Here is a 16853-nt window from a genome sequence, read left to right on the forward strand (position 1 = left end):
AACCCATACGCCCTTGCGGCAGACCCGATGAAAGAACGTTTTCCATCCCTGATCGCGCTGTTCCTGCTGCTGGTGCTGGTCGCCAGCTCGTGGTGGGCGGCGGATTACGCGCAGCGGGCCATCCAGACGGATCCGCCACGCCGCGTCACCCACGAAATGGACGCCTGGTCGCGCGACTTCATCATGCTGCGCACGGACCCGAACGGCAAGCCCATCAACCGGCTGGAAGGCGACTACGCTGAACATTTTCCGGATGACGATTCCTATCACGTGACCTCGCCGCGCGCCGTGGGCCAGCGCGAGGACAACCCCATCACCGTGGCTGTCTCCAAGACCGCGGTGATGGAGCAAGGCGGCAAGCGCATCGTCATGAACGGCGACGCCCACGTGCGCCGCCAGCCGGACGCCAATAACGACCTGCTGGACGTGCGCAGCCAGCAGCTGATCATCTTGCCCGACGACGACGTGGTCTACACCGACCTGCCGGCGGAAGTCATCAAGGGCCGTTCGCGCATGAACGGCACGGGCATGCACTACAACAACAAAACGCGCCAACTGCAGGTTTCGGCATCGACCGATGTGGAAATTGCCGGTTCCGAAGGCAGGCAGCAACGCCGGACCGAAATTCCCGCCAACAACACTGACCAGAAAAAACCATGACCGACCTCCGGATTCTCCTTGCCCCGACGACCCGCTTGCTCGGCGCCATCCTGCTGACGGCCTCGGCGCTGGCCCCGGCCCATGCCGCGGATCCGGCGCCCAAGGCAGCGACGCCGGCGGAAGAGCCCAGCACGCTGATCCTGTCGGACACCCTGCACTACGACGACGTGAAGAAGAAGAGCGTCTTCACGGGCAACGTCAACATGACGCGCGGCCTCATGACCCTGACGTCCGACGTGCTGGAAATGAACGAAGACGCGCAAGGCAACCAGTTCGGCACGGCCACCGCCAACAAGGGCAAGATCGTGACCATCCGCCAGGAACGCCCGGAAACCTTCGAACTCATCGAAGGCACGGGCCTGCGCGCCGAATACGACGGCTCCAAGAGCACCTTCGACCTGATCGGCCAGGCGGTCGTGATCCGCTACGTCTGTGGGAAACCGTTCGATACCATTCGCGGCGAGCGGGTACGCTACAACGAGAAGACCGGCACCTACGAAGCCCATGGCGGCCCCAACTCCGCCGCGGCCGGCGGCCGGGTCCGTTCGGTAGCTGAACCGCGCGCCAAGTCGGATGCGGCCATCGCCGAATGCCGCAAGCAGCAGGCAGCCAAGAAGGGGCGTTGAACGCCTCCCATGCAACACCACTCGCAGCCACGATGAACCAACCTTCAGTGCCGACTCCGGTAACCTCCGCGCCTTCGGGCGTCAAGCAGGGCAGCCTGCGCGCAACCGGCTTGCGCAAGACCTATAACGGCCGGACCGTGGTGCAGGACGTTTCCCTGTCCGTGGTCAGCGGCGAAGTGGTCGGCCTGCTCGGCCCCAACGGCGCCGGCAAGACCACCAGCTTCTACATGATCGTGGGCCTGGTGCCCGCGGATGCGGGCCGCATCGAGATCGACGGCTCCGTCATCACCTCGATGCCGATCCACAAGCGCGCGCACATGGGCCTGTCGTACCTGCCCCAGGACGCCTCCGTGTTCCGCCGCCTGACGGTGGAACAGAACATCCGCGCCGTGCTGGAACTTCAATTGGGGCCGGATGGACGTCCACTGTCCACGCCCAAGATCAACGAGCAGATGGAATCGCTGCTGGAAGAACTGCAGATCGGCCACATCCGCAGCAACGCAGCCATCTCCCTGTCGGGCGGCGAACGCCGCCGCGTGGAAATCGCGCGCGCGCTGGCGACCAGCCCGCGCTTCATCCTGCTGGACGAACCCTTCGCCGGCGTGGATCCCATCGCGGTGATCGAGATCCAGCGCATCGTGCGTTTCCTGAAGGGCCGCGGCATCGGCGTGCTGATCACCGACCACAACGTGCGCGAAACCCTGGGCATCTGCGACCGCGCCTACATCATCAGCGAAGGCAAGGTCCTGACCGACGGCCACCCCGACGAAATCGTGGGCGATCCCGCCGTGCGCCGGGTGTATCTGGGAGAGCATTTCCGCATGTAATGCGGCCCTGGGGAAGACCCCTAGGCGCCGCCTGCGCAAAGGCGCATGCACCCTGGGGCCTCAGCCATAAAAATGCCATGAACTTGCGCTAGGTCAGCTTGTTTTATCGGCCCGAGTCTATACACTAGTACTAAACGAACCCGCTCAATCAAGGAGAACGCCTAACGAATCAGCCGCGCTTTTTGCGCACCCTTTTTTCCTCTTTTAGAAGGAGAGCACACTATGAACCTGAGCATCTGCGGTCGTCACCTCGACGTCACCCCGGCCATCCGGGAATATGTCATGAACAAACTGGCGCGAGTGCTGCGGCATTTCGATCACGTCATCGATACCCAGGTCATGCTCTCGGTAGAGCCCCTGCGGCATAGAGCCGAAATCACCATGCGTCTAAGCGGTAAGGACATTCATTGTGAAGCAACCGATGAAAATCTCTATGCAGCCATAGACCTTCTTGCTGACAAAGTCGACCGTCAGGTCATCAAGCACAAGGACAAGGTACGAAGTCACACGGCGGAGTCCGTGAAGCGGCAAGCGGCGAATCTAACGCCACCCCAGCAGTAACGCGCTTCATGAGCACTCGCACTGCGAGACTAGCTAAACAGCGATTCTAGTAATCCTGCCTGAGTCCCGGTGTCCCGCTAGACGCAACGTCCGGCTGGGGCATCGGCAAACTTCCCTCCTTGTAGTGCCTCCCGCAGTCCCCCCCTTCCTTGTCCCCCAATTCCCGGCCCCGCCGGCGATTCCGTTTTTCCACGTTTCCGACGCTTTCCCCAGGGCCACCCTCGCCGCCGGGCGCAAGAATGCCCACAATCCGCCGCTATCGGTCTATGCTGTCGCTCTTGCCGCCCCATGATGCGACCGAGCCGAGTACGCATCTCAGAGGCCGATTATTGCAGTGCGTCATATAACCATATAATGATCCGATGAATCATTTGTCGCGCATCCTACCCGCCGGCAACGTCGTGCTCGATATGCTCGCAACGAGCAAGAAACGTGCGTTCGAACAGGCCGGCCTTCTCTTTGAAAACAACCATGGCCTGGCGCGCGCGCTCGTCTTCGACAGCCTGTTCGCCCGGGAGCGCCTGGGCTCCACCGCGCTCGGACAGGGCGTGGCGGTGCCGCATGGCCGTGTGAAGGGCCTGGAACAGGCCCTGGCGGCCTTCATCCGCCTGGCCCAGCCCATCACTTTCGATGCGCCCGACGGGCAGCCCGTGTCGATGCTGCTTTGCCTGCTGGTGCCGGAAACGGCCACGCAGCAGCACTTGGACATCCTGGCCGAACTGGCGCAGCTCATGTCGAACAAGGCCTTGCGCGAGGCCCTGGCCACAGAGCCCGATCCCGCTGTCGTCCATAAGATGCTCACGACCGGCCAACTCTGAACTCCACGCGGAAGCGCAGCCATGCTCACGGTGCAGGAACTCGTCGACGACAACGCCGACAAAATCCCCTTTAACTGGATTTCCGGCCAGGGCGCCGCGGACCGCGCGATTCCCGACGACGGCATGTCGGCCGCGGACCTCGTCGGCCACTTGAACCTGATCCACCCGTCCCGCATCCAGGTGTTCGGACAGGAAGAGCTGGCGTACTACACCCGCTTCGACCTGCGCCGCCGCATGCACCACATGGACGAGCTGCTGATCGGCGGCGTACCCGCGATCCTGCTGGCCGACGGCCTGACCCCGCCGCAAGACCTCATCGACCAGTGCGACCAGCATCAGGTGCCGCTCTTGTCCACGCCGGTGGCGGCGGCGCAACTGATCGACCTGCTGCGCATCTACCTGGGCAAGAAACTGGCGCCCACCACCACCGTGCATGGCGTGTTCCTGGACGTGCTGGGACTGGGCGTGCTGATCACCGGTGAATCCGGCCTGGGCAAGAGCGAACTGGCGCTGGAACTGATTTCACGCGGACACGGCCTGGTGGCCGACGACGCCGTGGAGTTCTCGCGCACCGCCCCCAACATGATCGAAGGCCACTGTCCGCAGCTGCTGCAGAACCTGCTGGAAGTGCGCGGCCTGGGCCTGCTCGATATCCGCACCATCTTCGGCGAGACCTCCGTACGCCGCAAGATGCGCCTCAAGCTCATCGTGCACCTGGTGCGCGCCACCGCGCAAGACAAGTTCGAGCGCCTGCCGCTGCAAGACATCACGCAGGACATGCTGGGCCTGCCGGTGCGCAAGGTCATGCTGCAAGTGGCTGCGGGCCGCAATCTGGCGGTGCTGGTCGAGGCCGCCGTGCGCAATACCATCCTGAAGCTGCGCGGCATCGATACGCTGGGCGAATTCATGGAACGCCAGGCCATGGCGATCCTGCAAAGCAGCAAGTAGGCGCGCGTCGTCCGGCGGCAGCTTGAACCTGTATGAAAACCTGGCCGCCGAGATCGCCAAGTCGATCCGCGACGGCGTGCTGCGCGCGGGCGACAAGCTGCCCTCCGTGCGGGACGCGTGCGCGGCGCGCGGCCTCAGCCCGTCGACGGTGTTCCAGGCCTACTACCTGCTGGAAGCGCAAGGCCTGATCCGGGCGCAGCCGCGCTCCGGTTACTACGTCAACGCCCCTGCCGCATCCCTGCCACCGGAACCCGGCGCGTCCACTCCGGATGGCGACTCAACGGAGCTCGCGATCAGCGAGCGCATCTTCGATATTCTCGGCTCAGTGCGCAACCGCGAGGTGACGCCGCTGGGCTCCGCCTTTCCTTCCCCGTTGCTGTTCCCGCTGCCGCGGCTGGCCCAGGCCATGGCCGCGCACCTCAAGCGCCAGGATCCGCTGGACACGGTCGAAGACCTGGCGCCTGGCAATCCGGGCCTGCGCCGCCAGATCGCGCTGCGTTACCTGATCGGCGGCATCAACGTGCCAGCCGGCGACATCGTCGTCACCAACGGCGCGCTGGAAGCGCTGAACCTCTGCCTGCAAGCAGTCACGCAGCCTGGCGACACGGTCATGGTCGAGGCTCCCACGTTCTATGGCGCCTTGCAGGCGCTCGAGCGCCACGGGCTGAAGGCGCTGGAAATACCGACGCATCCGCGCACCGGCATCGACCTGGACGCAATGCAGGCCGCCATCGAGCGCCATGCGCCCCGCGCCTGCTGGCTGATGACGCAGTTCCAGAACCCGCTGGGCAGCCTGATGCCCGATGAAAAAAAGCGCCAGCTGGTCCAGCTGCTTGCGCGCCACGATATTCCGCTGATCGAAGACGATGTGTACGGCGAGCTGTATTTCGGATCGGTGCGGCCGGTACCCGCCAAGGCCTATGACACCCAGGGGCTGGTGCTGCATTGCTCGTCTTTTTCCAAGTGCCTGGCGCCGGGCTACCGCATCGGCTGGACCTCGGCCGGACGCTACGCGCAACGCGTGCAGCGCCTGAAACTGTCGTCGACGCTATCGGCTTCCGGCCCCGCCCAGGGCGCCATCGCCGAATATCTGGAGCAAGGCGGCTACGACCGCCACCTGCGCCGCCTGCGCGAAACGCTGCAGACACAGCAGCAGCGCATGGCCGAGGCAATCGCCCAGGAATTCCCGGCCGGCACGCGCGTGACGCGTCCGCAAGGCGGGTTCTTCCTGTGGCTGGAACTGCCGGCCGCCGTGGATGCGCTGACGCTGCATCGCCAGGCGCTCGCGCGCGGCATCAGCGTGGCGCCGGGGCCGATCTTTTCGGCCAGCGGCCAGTTCGGCAGCGCGCTGCGCCTGAATTACGGGCACCCTTGGGACGCGGCCTCGCAGGCTGCCATCCGCGTACTCGGCGAGTTGGCTCGCGCGGCCTGCGCGCAGGCCGCGCGAGCGCGCTGATTCCGCGTCAGTTCAACGTCGATGCGGCGCGCGCGCGCTTGACTTCCAGCGGGGTCACGCCGCCCGCCTCGTTGCCCCAGCTATTGCGGATATACGTCACCAGCATCGCGATGTCGCCGTCGTTGAGCAGCTGCCCGAAGGGCGGCATGCCGTGAGGCCGCGGGTTCGCCGCCGTGGCCGGGGCATAGCCGCCGTCCAGCACCATGCGGATCGCGTTGACAGGCGACGGCGCCGTCACGGTCGGATTGCCCGCCAGCGCGGGCCATGCCGTGCCGCTGCCCTCGCCCGCTGACTGGTGGCATTGCACGCATTGCTGGCGGTAGATCTTGCCGCCCAGTTCCATGGCGGCTGGCGCGACAGCGGTCCGCGTACGCTCCGTTGAAGCCGCCGTGGCGGGCAGGGATTTGATATAGACGCCGATGGCCAGTGCGTCCGCATCGGTCAGATGCTGCGTACTGCCCAGCACCACCTCGGCCATGGGGCCGCTGGCGCTGGAATGCTTCGAAATGCCAGTCTTGAGCAAGGCTGCAATGTCTTCGGCGGACCATCTGCCCATGCCGGTTTCCATATCGTTGGTGAGCGGCGGCGCGTACCAATCCAGCACCGGGATCACGCCGCCGGCCAATGGGTCGGCCGAACGCAGCCCCCCCAGGGTGTTGCGCGGCGTATGGCAGGCGGCGCAATGCCCCAGGCCTTCGACCAGATATCGGCCGCGATTCCACTGCACCGATTGCCCTGCGTCCGCCTCCTGCACGCCCGGTTTGAAGTACAGCGCGCGCCAGGCGGCCAGCAGCGCCCGCTGGTCGTAGGGGAATTCCATCTCGGGCGGCCGGTTGGGCTGGTCCACGGGCGCCACGGTGCGCAGATAGGCGTACAACGCGTCGGAATCGGCGCGGGTCACGCGCGTGTATTCCGTATAAGGGAAAGCGGGATACAGCAGCGTGCCGTCGCGCGACTTGCCGTTGTGCAGCGCCTGCCAGAAATCGTCCGCGGTCCAGGCGCCTATGCCGGTTTTGTCGTCGGGCGTGAGGTTCGGGCCGTACACCGTGCCGAACGGCGTAGGGATCGGCGTGCCGCCCGCCAGCGTCTTGCCGCCCCGGCTGGTGTGGCAGGCCATGCAATTGCCAGCGAGCGCAAGGTAGCGGCCGCGCTCCACCAGCGTCGCGGCATCCGCCGCGGCCGCGGCGGGACCGGTGCTGGCATCGTCGCGCGTACCGAACCAGTAGAGGCCGCCCACGGCTGCGATCGCGAGCAGCAACAGGGCGGACAGGACTTTCTTCATGATCGACATCCGGCCTCTCCCTTACCGTTGCGCCTGGCTGCCGCATTCCGCGGGCAGGCGTATCGAACCCGCGGCTTCTGGCGCGTAGGGTTCCACGACGGGTTGCGAGGACAGCCACGCGGCCAGCGCGCCGATGTCCTGGGGAGTGAGTTTGTTGGAGATGTCGGCCATGCAGTCCGGCTCGGCAGCGCGGCGCAAGCCGTTCTTCCAGCTGCCGATCTGCGAACCGATGTAGTCGCGCGGCAGGCCAAGCAAGCCGGGAATGGCGGGCAACACACCGCCCAGAGCGGCACCGTGACAGGCGGCACAGGCGGGCAGACCGCGCGCGGCGTCACCGTTCAGGGCCAGCTTGCGCCCGGCTTCCAGCGTGGCGGCGGAGACGTCGGCGCGCGTCGGCGGCGGATACGGCACATGCTGCGAGGAAAAATACGCGGCGATCTCGCGCAGGTAGTCGTCGGGCAGGCCGGTCAACAAATGCGTCATAGGCCGGTACTGACGCCGGTCGTCGCGGAAGTTGAGCAGCTGGTGGTACAGGTACTCCTGAGGCTTGCCCGCCAGGCGCGGATAGTAGCCGTCGTTGCCGGCCCGGCCCTGCGCACCATGACAGGCCGTACAGGCGGCGACGCGGGCGTCCATGGTGTCCGGGCGCAGGATTTCCTGGGGCGCGGGCTGGGCCGGCGCGGGCGCTGCCAGGAAGGCGGCAGCCACCCCAAATAGGGAAATTGCCCAAAAACGCGGCAGTGAAACACTACGAAAGGAAATGAAGGCTAACATCTAGGTCGAATTCCATTCCCCCGAAACGCATGACGGCGGGGCGCGTATGTGAATCTGTCGAGTATCCGGCCCCCAGCTTACGCCAGGGGGACCAAAGCGGTACAGGCGCAGATTGGCAGTTTACGGCCATATCAGATGTCATCCCGCCGGCATCGTCCTCGAAAAGCGTGCCACAATCATGTCCATGTTGAAAGTCGTCCTCGTCACCGGCATCTCAGGCTCAGGCAAGTCCGTCGCCCTGCGCATGCTTGAGGACGCAAGCTATACCTGCGTCGACAACCTGCCCGTGCGGTTCCTGACCGAGTTCATCGCCAACGCCCGCGATGACGGCATGGAGCGCGTCGCGGTCGCCATCGACGTCCGCTCCCCCGGCGAACTGGCCGAACTGCCCGACGTGGTCACCGCGCTGCGCGCCATGGGCACCAGCCTGCGCGTGGTCTTCCTGGACGCCAGCACGGAAACGCTGGTGCAGCGCTATTCCGAATCGCGCCGCCGCCACCCGCTGACCGACCGCCTGCAGCACGGCGGCAAGACCCCGACGCTGTCCGAGTGCATCGCTGTGGAGCGCGAACTGCTCGCGCCGCTGCGCGAACAGGAACACGTCATCGACACCTCGGACCTGACGCCGGGCCAACTGCGCGTCTGGATCCGCGACCTGATCAAGGCCGACCGCGCGCCGCTGGTGCTGACTTTCGAGTCCTTCGCCTACAAGCGCGGCGTGCCGCGCGACGCGGACCTGGTATTCGACGTGCGCTGCCTGCCCAACCCCTACTACGACCGCGACCTGCGGCCGCTGACCGGCCGTGACGAACCCGTGGCCGCCTGGCTGGCGGGCTTCGACCTGGTGGGACAGATGATCGACGACATCGCCGGTTTCCTGAACCGCTGGCTGCCGCAATACACGCAAGACACCCGCAATTACCTTACGGTCGCCATCGGCTGCACCGGCGGCCAGCACCGTTCGGTGTACGTGGTCGAACAGCTGGCGCTGCGTTTTGCCGACCACGACCCGCTGCTGGTGCGCCATCGCACCCAACTGCCTGACGAATCCGCATGACCCTGTCCCGCCCGACCCGCCTGTTCATGATGCTGCTGCTGGCCATTGCCGTGGCTGGCTGCTCTTCCACCGGCGGACGCAAGAAGGGCGGCGGGTATTACAAGGACGACGGGCCAGACGCGAATCCGCCCTCGAACCTGGACCAGGTGCCCGACGCGGTGCCCAGGATCGAACCCTATGCCAGCGGCGCGAACCGCCCGTATGTGGTGTTCGGCCAGCGCTATGTGCCGGACACCAGCGGCCAGCCCTATAAAAAGCGCGGCACCGCCTCGTGGTACGGCAAGAAGTTCCACGGCAATTCCACGTCCATCGGCGAGTCCTACGACATGTACGCCATGACGGCCGCCCACACCACGCTGCCACTGCCCAGCTACGCCCGCGTCACCAGCATGGTCAACGGCAAGACCATCATCGTGCGGGTGAACGACCGCGGCCCGTTCCACAGCGACCGCATCATGGACCTGTCCTATGTCGCCGCGTACAAGCTGGGCATCATCGGCCCTGGCAGCGGCCAGGTGATCGTGGAAGCCATCCCGCAGGACGAGATCCGGCGGCTGGCCTCGCAGGGCGCGCCTGCCACGGCCATACCCGAACCCGCATCGGCCACGGGTTCCTCGCCCGTGGCCGCGCCCATCGCCGCCGTGCCGGTGGCGCTGGCGGCCGAACCCCTGTCGGGGCCCGCTCCGGGTTCCGCGCCGGTGCGCCAGCCGGCAGCGGGCGGCATCGGCAGCGTCTATCTGCAGGTGGGCGCGTTCAGCCAGCCGGCCAATGCGCAATCGCTGGTCAGCCGCATCAACACGCAGCTGGGCGCCGAAGGCGCGCCGCCCGCATCGGTCGAACAGTCGAACAATCTGTATCGGGTCAAGATCGGCCCCTACCCCGACCGGCAGAGCGCCTTGGACGCCGTGCCGATAGTGTCGGACCGCATCGGCATCCTGCCCAGCATCGCCTCGCAGTAAACGCCCCGCTGCCCGCCTACCAGGGCAGTTCGGCCTGACCGTCGCACACCCGGCGCGCGCTTGCGCTACGGCTGCGGTAGCGATTGCCTTCGTGCGCCAGCAAGGCCTGCTTGCGCGGCAGCCCGCCGCCGAAGCCGGTCAGCGAGGTGTCGGCCCCGATCACGCGATGACAGGGAATGATGATGCTGATCGGATTGCGTCCGACGGCGCCGCCGACCGCCTGCGCACCCTTGGGCCGCCCCACGGTGCGCGCCAGGTCGCCGTAGCTGGCCAGCACGCCGAATTCCAGGTCGCACAGCGCATGCCAGACCTGGTGTTGGAAAGTGGTGCCGACGGGGTCCAGCACCACGTCGAAGACGCGGCGCTTGCCGGCGAACCATTCTTCCAGTTCGCGGCGCGCCTGCTCCAGGATGGGATCGGAGTCCGTGAGGATCCAGCCATCCGCCGCGGGCAGCAGTTCCTGATCGGTGAACCAGGCGCCGCGCAGACCCTTGGCGCTGGCGACCAGACGCATGTCGCCCAGCGGCGTGGAAATGTCGCGGTAGACCAGGCGTTCGTCGGGATCCGCGGGCTTGTTGGACACGATAGTCGAATACACCATGCCTTACTCCGCCGATTTCTTGCGGGCCAGGGCCCGGTTGTACAGCACGTCGCGCGGCAGGCCGGAAACCTTGGCGGCCACGCGCGCGGCGTCGCGCAAGGACAGCGACTCCAGCAAGGCGTCCAGCAGCGCATCGGTGCGCGGATCGGCTTCTTCATCCGCTTCCTGTTCCGCGGGCGCGTGCGCGATCAGCACGAATTCGCCCTGTTCGCGGTGCGAGTCCGCAGCCAGCCAGGCCGCGCCTTCGCCCATCGGGAACGTTGCGATCTCCTCGAAACGCTTGGTCAGTTCGCGCGCCACGGTCAGAAGACGGTCGGGGCCGCACACTTCCAGCAGGTCGGCCAGCGTGGCCGCGAGCCGGTGCGGCGATTCGAACATGACGACCGGCGCGGGCAAGGCGCACCAGGTGCGCAGCCAGCGCTGGCGCGCAGCCGCCTTGGGCGGAGGAAATCCGGCAAAGGCATAGCCCGGGTTTTCGTCGGTGGTAACGCCGCTACCCATCAGCGCGGCGATGACCGCGCTGGGACCGGGCACCGGCACCACGCCGAAGCCGGCTTCGCGCACGGCGCGCACGATGCGCGCGCCCGGATCGCTGACGGCGGGCGCGCCGGCGTCGGACACCAGCGCCACGCGCTGGCCCTGGGCCAGACGCTCGCAAATGGCCTGGGCCGCGGCGGCTTCATTGTGGCGGTGGGCGGCCATGAGCGGCGTACCCACGCCCCAGGCGTCCAGCAAGGCGCGGCTGGCGCGCGTGTCTTCCGCGGCGATTACATCGGCCCGCTGCAAAGCGTGCCAGGCGCGCAGCCCCAGGTCGCCCAGGTTGCCGATCGGCGTGGCCACGACATACAGCGTCGCAGCGGGCCAATGCTGCCCCGCCACGCGCTCAGAAACGCGAGACCAGGCATCTCCGGCAGGGGGAGGTGAGACATTTTGATTCATTGCAGCCTACAGACACGGGAAACCATGTCAGTGTAGCCGCCTATGCCCGCGACTTCCGGAGCGCCCATGACGGATGACACCTTGCGACTGGCCTGCGAACTGGCCCTGGCCGCCCGCGGCCGCGCCGCCAAACGCCGGCGCCGTGCCGCGCGCGCGGCGCCAGCGGATCGCCCGCCCCCGCGACGCTCGCCCGCCCAACGCAAGGGCGACCACCACGAGGACGCCGCCTTGCGCCTGCTGCAGTCGCGCGGCCTGGTCCTGCTGGCGCGCAATCTGCAGACCCGCGCCGGCGAGATCGACCTGGCCATGCGCGAAGGCGACACGCTGGTGTTCGTCGAGGTCCGATCGCGCGGCCCCAGCCGCTACGGCGGCGCCGCAGCCAGCATCGGCCCGGACAAGCAGGCACGGCTGGCCAGCGCCGCGGCCTGCTGGCTGCCGGAGCTGGCCCGGCGCCACTGGCGCGGCAGGCTGCCGGCGGCGCGCTTTGACGCGGTCGTCTTCGACGCCGGCGATCCCCAGTGGCTGCGCGGCGCGTTCTGGCAGGCCTGAAGTCCGCGCGGCCCCGGTAACGACCTGCCTAACAGTCGTTACGCCTGGACAGAACCACGCCTCGGCCCCGTGAGATAATCGCGCCCATGGATATGACCTCTCGAATGACGTCGCACTTTCGCGACGCCATGGCTGCGTGCGAACAAAGCATGAACGTCCTGGCCGAGCCGCTGGCAGTGGCGGTGGACGTGCTGTTCGGCGCCCTGGCAAACAACGGCAAGATTCTGGCTTGCGGCAATGGCGGCTCGGCCGCCGATGCGCAGCATTTCATCGCCGAACTGGTGGGCCGCTTCGAACGCGAACGCCTGCCCCTGGCCGGCATCGCCCTCAACACCGACACCTCGATCCTCACCGCGGTGGGCAACGACTACGGTTTCGACGAAATCTTCGAACGCCAGGTCAACGCCTTCGGCCAGGCTGGCGACGTGCTGGTAGCCATATCCACCAGCGGCAACTCCCCCAACGTGGTGCGCGCCATGGAAGCCGCCAGCGCCCGCGAGATGCACGTGCTTGCCCTGACCGGCAAGGGCGGCGGCGTCATGGGGGAACTCATTACGCCGATGGACGTCCATCTATGTGTTCCCAGCGATCGCACGATGCGCATCCAGGAAGTCCATATTCTGCTGCTGCACGCGCTGTGCGACGGCATTGACGCTCTTCTGCTTGGAGACACCGAATGATTTCTGACGTCCGTACCGCAGTCCGCCCGTTGATGCTCGCCGCGGCGCTCTCCACCGCCGCGCTCTCGCTGTCGGCCTGCGCGCCCCTGATCGTGGGCGGCGCGGCCGCCACCACCGCGGTCGTCGTGACCGACCGCCGCACCTCCGGCATCCAGCTCGAAGACCAGAACATGGCGTTCAAGGCGCAGAGCCAGATCTCGCAGAAGCTGGGCGACACCGCCCGCGTGAATGCCATGGCCTACGGCAGCCATCTGCTGCTGACCGGCGACGTCCCCACCGAAGAGGCCAAGAACCAGGCCACCGCCATCGCCCAAGGCGTGGAAAACGTCAAACAGGTCATCAACCAGCTGAACGTCGGCCCCATCGCCTCATTCAGCACGCGCTCCAACGACACCTGGCTGACCTCCAAGGTCAAGACCGCCCTGCTCAACACCAAGTACGTGCCGTCCGGCACCATCGCGGTCACGACCGACCACAGCGTGGTCTACCTGATGGGCAAGGTGACGCAGGCCGAAGGCGAATATGCCGCCAACGCCACCGCCGACGTCGGCGGCGTGGCCAAGGTGGTTAAACTGTTCGAGACGATCAGCCGCGAGGAAGCCATCCGGCTGTCGAATACCGGTTCCAAGTCCAACACTTCCACGGAAACCAAAGCGCCCATCGAAAGCGGCGCCGGCGCAGCGAGCGACAACGCGGCCGGCACCAGCAGCGGCGTAGAGGCCATGCCCATCAAATGAAGAAAGCCATCATCGCGTTGGCCGTCCTGGTGGCGGTCGGCATCGGCGCCTGGTTCGTCATGCGCCCCGCCCAGACCGCGCCCGACGTCACCTTCACCACGCTGGAAGGCAAGACTTTCTCGATGCAGGATCTGCGCGGCAAGGTCGTGCTGGTCAAGTTCTGGGCCACCAGCTGCGTGACCTGCGTGAAGCAAATGCCGGAAACCATCTCGGCCTACAACGAGTACGCCTCCAAGGGCTACCAGGCGGTCGCGGTCGCCATGAACTACGACCCGCCCAACTTCGTGCTGAACTTCGCCGAAACGCGCAAGCTGCCGTTCCCGGTGGCCCTGGACACCAAGGGCGACATCGCCCGCGCCTTCGGCGACATCCGCCTGACGCCCACGGCCTTCCTGATCGACAAGCAAGGCCGCATCATCAAGCGCTACCTGGGCGAATACGACGTGGCGGAGTTCCACGCCACCGTGGAAAAGGCCCTGGCGGCAGGCTGAGCCCCGCAGCCCCCCAAAATGACCGCCCCGACAGGGCGGTTTTTTTTCGTCCGGCGACCGGCGCCGCCGCGGCGGTGCCCAAAAGAAAAACCGCCCACGGCGGGCGGTTTCCACATCAGGCCGCGGCGGGCCGGAATCAGAACGCCGGAACCACGGCGCCCTTGTACTTGTCCTGGATGAACTTCTTCACCTCGGGCGTGTGCAGGGCCTGCACCAGCTTCTTGATGCCCGGCGCGTCCTTGTTGTCCTCGCGGGTCACCAGGATGTTGGCGTAGGGCGAATCCGAGCCTTCGATGAACAAGGCGTCCTTCGTCGGGACCAGGCCGGCTTCCAGCGCGTAGTTGGTGTTGATCAGCGCCAGGTCCACGTCATCCAGCGAGCGCGGCAGCATGGCGGCTTCCAGTTCGCGGAACTTCAGCTTCTTGGGGTTCTCGACCACGTCCGCGGCCGTCGCCAGAATGTTGGACGGATCCTTCAGCTTGATCACGCCCTGCTTCTGCAGCAGCACCAGCGCGCGGCCGCCGTTGGAGGGATCGTTCGGGATCGCGACGGTTGCGCCGTCCTTGAGTTCGGACAGGCTCTTGATCTTCTTGGAATAGCCGCCGAAGGGCTCGACGTGCACCAGGGCCACCGGCACCAGCGTGGCCTTGCGGTCCCTGTTAAAGGAATCCAGGTAGGGCTTGTGCTGGAAGAAGTTGGCGTCGAGCTGCTTGTCGGCCAGTTGCAGGTTGGGCTGCACGTAGTCGCTGAACACCTTGATGTCGAGTTCCACGCCTTCCTTGGCCAGCTGCGGCTTCACCACTTCCAGGATCTCGGCATGGGGAACCTGGGTCGCGCCCACCACGATTTTTTCGGCATGGGCGGCGTTCGCCGCCACCAGGAACACCGACGCCGCCAGAGCGGACCGGACAAAGTTCAAACGCATGTGTTGCCTCTTTTATGGGTAAAAATTAGGGGCTGATGCCCTGCCGGTGCGGCCTCGCCCCCTTTTGCGGGGGTCGCCGTTGCGAAAACGCCCCCAATTTACCTGAATGCCGGTTATTTGTCGGGCATATGAACATGGGTTTAAAGCATAAGAAACCTGTGGGTACTACAATCCGTCGTATGCTTGCGCTACCGCGTCCCGAACGCGTTTTTGTGCAGGCATTTTTTCTAACCACTCATACGTATATTTGCCGACTTAGCTGCCATGACCGACACCCCCGACCCTGCTGCCGTTTCGTCTCCTGCTGTCAAAGCCGCTGTGCTGTCTGAAGCACTGCCGTATATCCGACGATTTCACGGCAAGACCATCGTGGTCAAGTACGGCGGCAACGCCATGACGGAAGAGCGTCTGCAGCGCAGCTTCGCGCACGATGTCGTGTTGCTGAAGCTGGTGGGTCTGAATCCGGTGGTGGTGCACGGCGGCGGTCCGCAGATCGACGACGCGCTGCGCCGCATCGGCAAGCAAGGCACCTTCATCCAGGGCATGCGCGTCACCGACGCCGAGACCATGGAAGTGGTCGAATGGGTGCTGGGCGGCCAGGTCCAGCAGGACATCGTCATGATGATCAACGAGGTCGGCGGCAAGGCCGTGGGCTTGACCGGCAAGGACGGCGGACTGATCCAGGCCCAGAAGAAGCTGATGGCCAACAAGGACAATCCGTCCGAACCCATCGACATCGGTTTCGTCGGCGACATCACCATGGTCGAACCGGCCGTGGTCAAGGCGCTGCAGGACGACCAGTTCATCCCCGTCATCTCGCCCATCGGCTATGGCGAGGACGGCACGGCCTACAACATCAACGCCGACGTCGTCGCCGGCAAGATGGCGGAAGTGCTGGGCGCCGAAAAGCTGCTGATGCTGACCAACACCCCGGGTGTGCTGGACAAGGGCGGCAAGCTGTTGCGCAGCCTGTCGGCCCAAACCATCGACGAGCTGTTCGCCGACGGCACGATCTCCGGCGGCATGCTGCCCAAGATCTCGTCCGCGCTGGACGCCGCCAAGAACGGCGTGAACTCCGTGCACATCGTCGACGGCCGCGTGCCGCACTGCCTGCTGCTGGAAATCCTGACCGACCAGGGCGTGGGCACGATGATCAGCTCGCACTGATGCGGGCACAGCGTTACCTGCTGCGGCCGGCGGTGCGCATGCGCCGCTCGCGCCGCGCGGCCGCGGGCGACTCCGAGCGCCTGTGGCTGTTCGACCTGGACAACACGCTCCACGACACCTCGCACGCCATCTTCCCGAAGATCGACCACGGCATGACCATGGCCGTGGTCGAGGCGCTGAACGTCGACATCGACACCGCCAACCGCCTGCGCTCGCAGTACTGGAAACGCTACGGCGCCACCATGATAGGCATGGTCCGGCATCATGGCGTGGATCCCCATGAGTTCCTGCACCGCAGCCACGACTTCGATGTCGGTCCGCTGGTGCGCGCGGAAAAGGCGCTGGCCTACAAGCTGAGCCGGCTGCCGGGCCGCAAGGTGCTGCTGACCAACGCGCCGCTGCACTACGCCCGCGCCGTGCTCGCGCGCCTGGGGATCCTGCGGCAGTTCGACAGCCTCTGGGCCATCGAGCATATGCGCCTGCATGGCGAGTTCCGGCCCAAGCCTTCGCCCGCCTTGTTGCGCCATGTGCTGGCCCGCGAAGGCGTGCAGGCACGCAACGCGGTGCTGGTGGAAGACACCCTGGCCAATCTGCGCGGCGCGCGCCAGGCCGGCCTGCGCACCGTTCACGTGTATCACCCGGGCACGCCGTTCGCCCGCGGCCGCTCGCAGCGGCCGGCCTACGTCGACTTGCGGGTAAACTCCGTCAGTGATTTGCTGTTACGCCGACGCCCCCTGCGGGGATAGCGGCGCGCTCCTCCCCTCCCCTCCACCGTCAAGCCTGCGCGAGAGCAGAC

General features: G+C 66.2%; 20 protein-coding genes. 15 read left to right on the forward strand and 5 right to left on the reverse strand.

Features of this window, described 5'->3' with window-relative positions:
• Nucleotides 1-27 precede the first annotated feature (27 nt).
• The 7 genes from lptC to IAG39_RS29740 all read left to right on the forward strand — a co-directional run bounded on the left by lptC (nt 28) and on the right by IAG39_RS29740 (nt 5896).
• Nucleotides 28-660 carry an LPS export ABC transporter periplasmic protein LptC gene (lptC, locus tag IAG39_RS29710; protein WP_059378289.1) on the forward strand — a complete coding sequence of 211 codons (633 nt, stop codon included), beginning with the start codon at nt 28-30 and terminating at the stop codon, nt 658-660.
• Nucleotides 657-1286, forward strand: a complete 630-nt coding sequence (lptA, locus tag IAG39_RS29715; RefSeq protein ID WP_059378291.1) for a lipopolysaccharide transport periplasmic protein LptA — start codon at nt 657-659, stop codon at nt 1284-1286. The genes lptC and lptA overlap by 4 nt, the downstream gene beginning before the upstream one ends.
• 32 nt (nt 1287-1318) lie before the next feature.
• Nucleotides 1319-2113 (forward strand): LPS export ABC transporter ATP-binding protein, encoded by a 795-nt coding sequence (gene lptB, locus IAG39_RS29720; RefSeq protein ID WP_054457765.1) that lies wholly within the window; start codon nt 1319-1321, stop codon nt 2111-2113.
• Nucleotides 2114-2335: 222 nt separating this feature from the next.
• Nucleotides 2336-2674, forward strand: a complete 339-nt coding sequence (gene hpf, locus IAG39_RS29725) for a ribosome hibernation-promoting factor, HPF/YfiA family (protein WP_013396726.1) — start codon at nt 2336-2338, stop codon at nt 2672-2674.
• Nucleotides 2675-3036: 362 nt separating this feature from the next.
• Nucleotides 3037-3492, forward strand: coding sequence for a PTS sugar transporter subunit IIA (locus IAG39_RS29730; protein WP_006389881.1), 456 nt, complete (start codon nt 3037-3039; stop codon nt 3490-3492).
• 21 nt (nt 3493-3513) lie between these two features.
• Nucleotides 3514-4440 (forward strand): HPr(Ser) kinase/phosphatase, encoded by a 927-nt coding sequence (gene hprK / locus IAG39_RS29735; protein ID WP_013396727.1) that lies wholly within the window; start codon nt 3514-3516, stop codon nt 4438-4440.
• A 22-nt stretch (nt 4441-4462) separates the two neighbouring features.
• Nucleotides 4463-5896 (forward strand): PLP-dependent aminotransferase family protein, encoded by a 1434-nt coding sequence (locus tag IAG39_RS29740; protein ID WP_118933592.1) that lies wholly within the window; start codon nt 4463-4465, stop codon nt 5894-5896.
• Between the two features lie 7 nt (nt 5897-5903).
• Here the strand turns inward: IAG39_RS29740 and IAG39_RS29745 are convergent, their stop codons facing one another.
• Nucleotides 5904-7187 (reverse strand): c-type cytochrome, encoded by a 1284-nt coding sequence (locus IAG39_RS29745; protein ID WP_118933593.1) that lies wholly within the window; start codon nt 7185-7187, stop codon nt 5904-5906.
• 12 nt (nt 7188-7199) lie between these two features.
• Nucleotides 7200-7952, reverse strand: a complete 753-nt coding sequence (locus tag IAG39_RS29750; RefSeq protein ID WP_118933594.1) for a c-type cytochrome — start codon at nt 7950-7952, stop codon at nt 7200-7202.
• 184 nt (nt 7953-8136) lie between these two features.
• Between IAG39_RS29750 and rapZ the strand changes: the two genes are divergently transcribed.
• Nucleotides 8137-9009: an RNase adapter RapZ gene (gene rapZ, locus IAG39_RS29755; protein ID WP_059378358.1), complete on the forward strand. Its 873-nt coding sequence runs from the start codon at nt 8137-8139 to the stop codon at nt 9007-9009.
• Nucleotides 9006-9968 carry a septal ring lytic transglycosylase RlpA family protein gene (locus IAG39_RS29760; protein ID WP_118933595.1) on the forward strand — a complete coding sequence of 321 codons (963 nt, stop codon included), beginning with the start codon at nt 9006-9008 and terminating at the stop codon, nt 9966-9968. Before rapZ ends, IAG39_RS29760 begins: the two co-directional genes overlap by 4 nt.
• 16 nt (nt 9969-9984) lie before the next feature.
• On the opposite strand, the gene IAG39_RS29765 is transcribed toward IAG39_RS29760, so the two are convergent.
• Both IAG39_RS29765 and rsmI read right to left on the reverse strand, forming a co-directional pair.
• Complete coding sequence (locus IAG39_RS29765; protein WP_059378304.1) at nt 9985-10569, reverse strand: methylated-DNA--[protein]-cysteine S-methyltransferase; 585 nt, start codon at nt 10567-10569, stop codon at nt 9985-9987.
• A gap of 3 nt (nt 10570-10572) precedes the next feature.
• Nucleotides 10573-11508, reverse strand: coding sequence for a 16S rRNA (cytidine(1402)-2'-O)-methyltransferase (gene rsmI, locus IAG39_RS29770; protein WP_059378306.1), 936 nt, complete (start codon nt 11506-11508; stop codon nt 10573-10575).
• Nucleotides 11509-11574: 66 nt separating this feature from the next.
• Here rsmI and IAG39_RS29775 point away from each other — a divergent pair, with 66 nt between their 5' ends.
• The 4 genes from IAG39_RS29775 (at nt 11575) to IAG39_RS29790 (ending at nt 13965) form a co-directional block, all read left to right on the forward strand.
• A complete protein-coding gene (locus IAG39_RS29775) occupies nt 11575-12057 on the forward strand; it encodes a YraN family protein (RefSeq protein ID WP_059378308.1) in 483 nt (160 codons plus the stop codon).
• Nucleotides 12058-12143: 86 nt separating this feature from the next.
• A complete protein-coding gene (locus tag IAG39_RS29780; protein ID WP_054457773.1) occupies nt 12144-12737 on the forward strand; it encodes a phosphoheptose isomerase in 594 nt (197 codons plus the stop codon).
• Complete coding sequence (locus IAG39_RS29785; RefSeq protein ID WP_118933231.1) at nt 12734-13474, forward strand: BON domain-containing protein; 741 nt, start codon at nt 12734-12736, stop codon at nt 13472-13474. The genes IAG39_RS29780 and IAG39_RS29785 overlap by 4 nt, the downstream gene beginning before the upstream one ends.
• Nucleotides 13471-13965 carry a peroxiredoxin family protein gene (locus tag IAG39_RS29790; RefSeq protein ID WP_088143222.1) on the forward strand — a complete coding sequence of 165 codons (495 nt, stop codon included), beginning with the start codon at nt 13471-13473 and terminating at the stop codon, nt 13963-13965. The genes IAG39_RS29785 and IAG39_RS29790 overlap by 4 nt, the downstream gene beginning before the upstream one ends.
• A 136-nt stretch (nt 13966-14101) precedes the next feature.
• Here the strand turns inward: IAG39_RS29790 and IAG39_RS29795 are convergent, their stop codons facing one another.
• Nucleotides 14102-14890 (reverse strand): MetQ/NlpA family ABC transporter substrate-binding protein, encoded by a 789-nt coding sequence (locus IAG39_RS29795; protein ID WP_059378311.1) that lies wholly within the window; start codon nt 14888-14890, stop codon nt 14102-14104.
• Nucleotides 14891-15154: 264 nt separating this feature from the next.
• Here IAG39_RS29795 and argB point away from each other — a divergent pair, with 264 nt between their 5' ends.
• Together argB and IAG39_RS29805 are read left to right on the forward strand one after the other, a co-directional pair.
• Entirely contained in the window at nt 15155-16057 is a 903-nt protein-coding gene (gene argB, locus IAG39_RS29800) for an acetylglutamate kinase (RefSeq protein ID WP_013396740.1), read from the forward strand.
• Nucleotides 16057-16803, forward strand: coding sequence for a pyrimidine 5'-nucleotidase (locus IAG39_RS29805; protein WP_059378314.1), 747 nt, complete (start codon nt 16057-16059; stop codon nt 16801-16803). Before argB ends, IAG39_RS29805 begins: the two co-directional genes overlap by 1 nt.
• Nucleotides 16804-16853: the final 50 nt, after the last annotated feature.

It is taken from the genome of Achromobacter xylosoxidans (genome assembly GCF_014490035.1).
Taxonomy (GTDB): Bacteria; Pseudomonadota; Gammaproteobacteria; order Burkholderiales; family Burkholderiaceae_B; genus Achromobacter; species Achromobacter bronchisepticus_A.

Bases quoted from the DNA above. Each gene is read 5' to 3' on its own strand.
- hprK (WP_013396727.1), top strand. From the start codon at position 3,514: ATGCTCACGGTGCAGGAACTCGTCGACGACAACGCCGACAAAATCCCC.
- IAG39_RS29795 (WP_059378311.1), bottom strand. From the start codon at position 14,890: ATGCGTTTGAACTTTGTCCGGTCCGCTCTGGCGGCGTCGGTGTTCCTG.
- rsmI (WP_059378306.1), bottom strand. From the start codon at position 11,508: ATGAATCAAAATGTCTCACCTCCCCCTGCCGGAGATGCCTGGTCTCGC.
- IAG39_RS29745 (WP_118933593.1), bottom strand. From the start codon at position 7,187: ATGTCGATCATGAAGAAAGTCCTGTCCGCCCTGTTGCTGCTCGCGATC.
- IAG39_RS29765 (WP_059378304.1), bottom strand. From the start codon at position 10,569: ATGGTGTATTCGACTATCGTGTCCAACAAGCCCGCGGATCCCGACGAA.
- IAG39_RS29790 (WP_088143222.1), top strand. From the start codon at position 13,471: ATGAAGAAAGCCATCATCGCGTTGGCCGTCCTGGTGGCGGTCGGCATC.
- lptC (WP_059378289.1), top strand. From the start codon at position 28: ATGAAAGAACGTTTTCCATCCCTGATCGCGCTGTTCCTGCTGCTGGTG.
- IAG39_RS29775 (WP_059378308.1), top strand. From the start codon at position 11,575: ATGACGGATGACACCTTGCGACTGGCCTGCGAACTGGCCCTGGCCGCC.
- hpf (WP_013396726.1), top strand. From the start codon at position 2,336: ATGAACCTGAGCATCTGCGGTCGTCACCTCGACGTCACCCCGGCCATC.
- argB (WP_013396740.1), top strand. From the start codon at position 15,155: ATGACCGACACCCCCGACCCTGCTGCCGTTTCGTCTCCTGCTGTCAAA.
- IAG39_RS29785 (WP_118933231.1), top strand. From the start codon at position 12,734: ATGATTTCTGACGTCCGTACCGCAGTCCGCCCGTTGATGCTCGCCGCG.
- IAG39_RS29750 (WP_118933594.1), bottom strand. From the start codon at position 7,952: ATGTTAGCCTTCATTTCCTTTCGTAGTGTTTCACTGCCGCGTTTTTGG.
- rapZ (WP_059378358.1), top strand. From the start codon at position 8,137: ATGTTGAAAGTCGTCCTCGTCACCGGCATCTCAGGCTCAGGCAAGTCC.
- IAG39_RS29805 (WP_059378314.1), top strand. From the start codon at position 16,057: ATGCGGGCACAGCGTTACCTGCTGCGGCCGGCGGTGCGCATGCGCCGC.
- IAG39_RS29730 (WP_006389881.1), top strand. From the start codon at position 3,037: ATGAATCATTTGTCGCGCATCCTACCCGCCGGCAACGTCGTGCTCGAT.
- lptA (WP_059378291.1), top strand. From the start codon at position 657: ATGACCGACCTCCGGATTCTCCTTGCCCCGACGACCCGCTTGCTCGGC.
- IAG39_RS29780 (WP_054457773.1), top strand. From the start codon at position 12,144: ATGGATATGACCTCTCGAATGACGTCGCACTTTCGCGACGCCATGGCT.
- lptB (WP_054457765.1), top strand. From the start codon at position 1,319: ATGAACCAACCTTCAGTGCCGACTCCGGTAACCTCCGCGCCTTCGGGC.
- IAG39_RS29760 (WP_118933595.1), top strand. From the start codon at position 9,006: ATGACCCTGTCCCGCCCGACCCGCCTGTTCATGATGCTGCTGCTGGCC.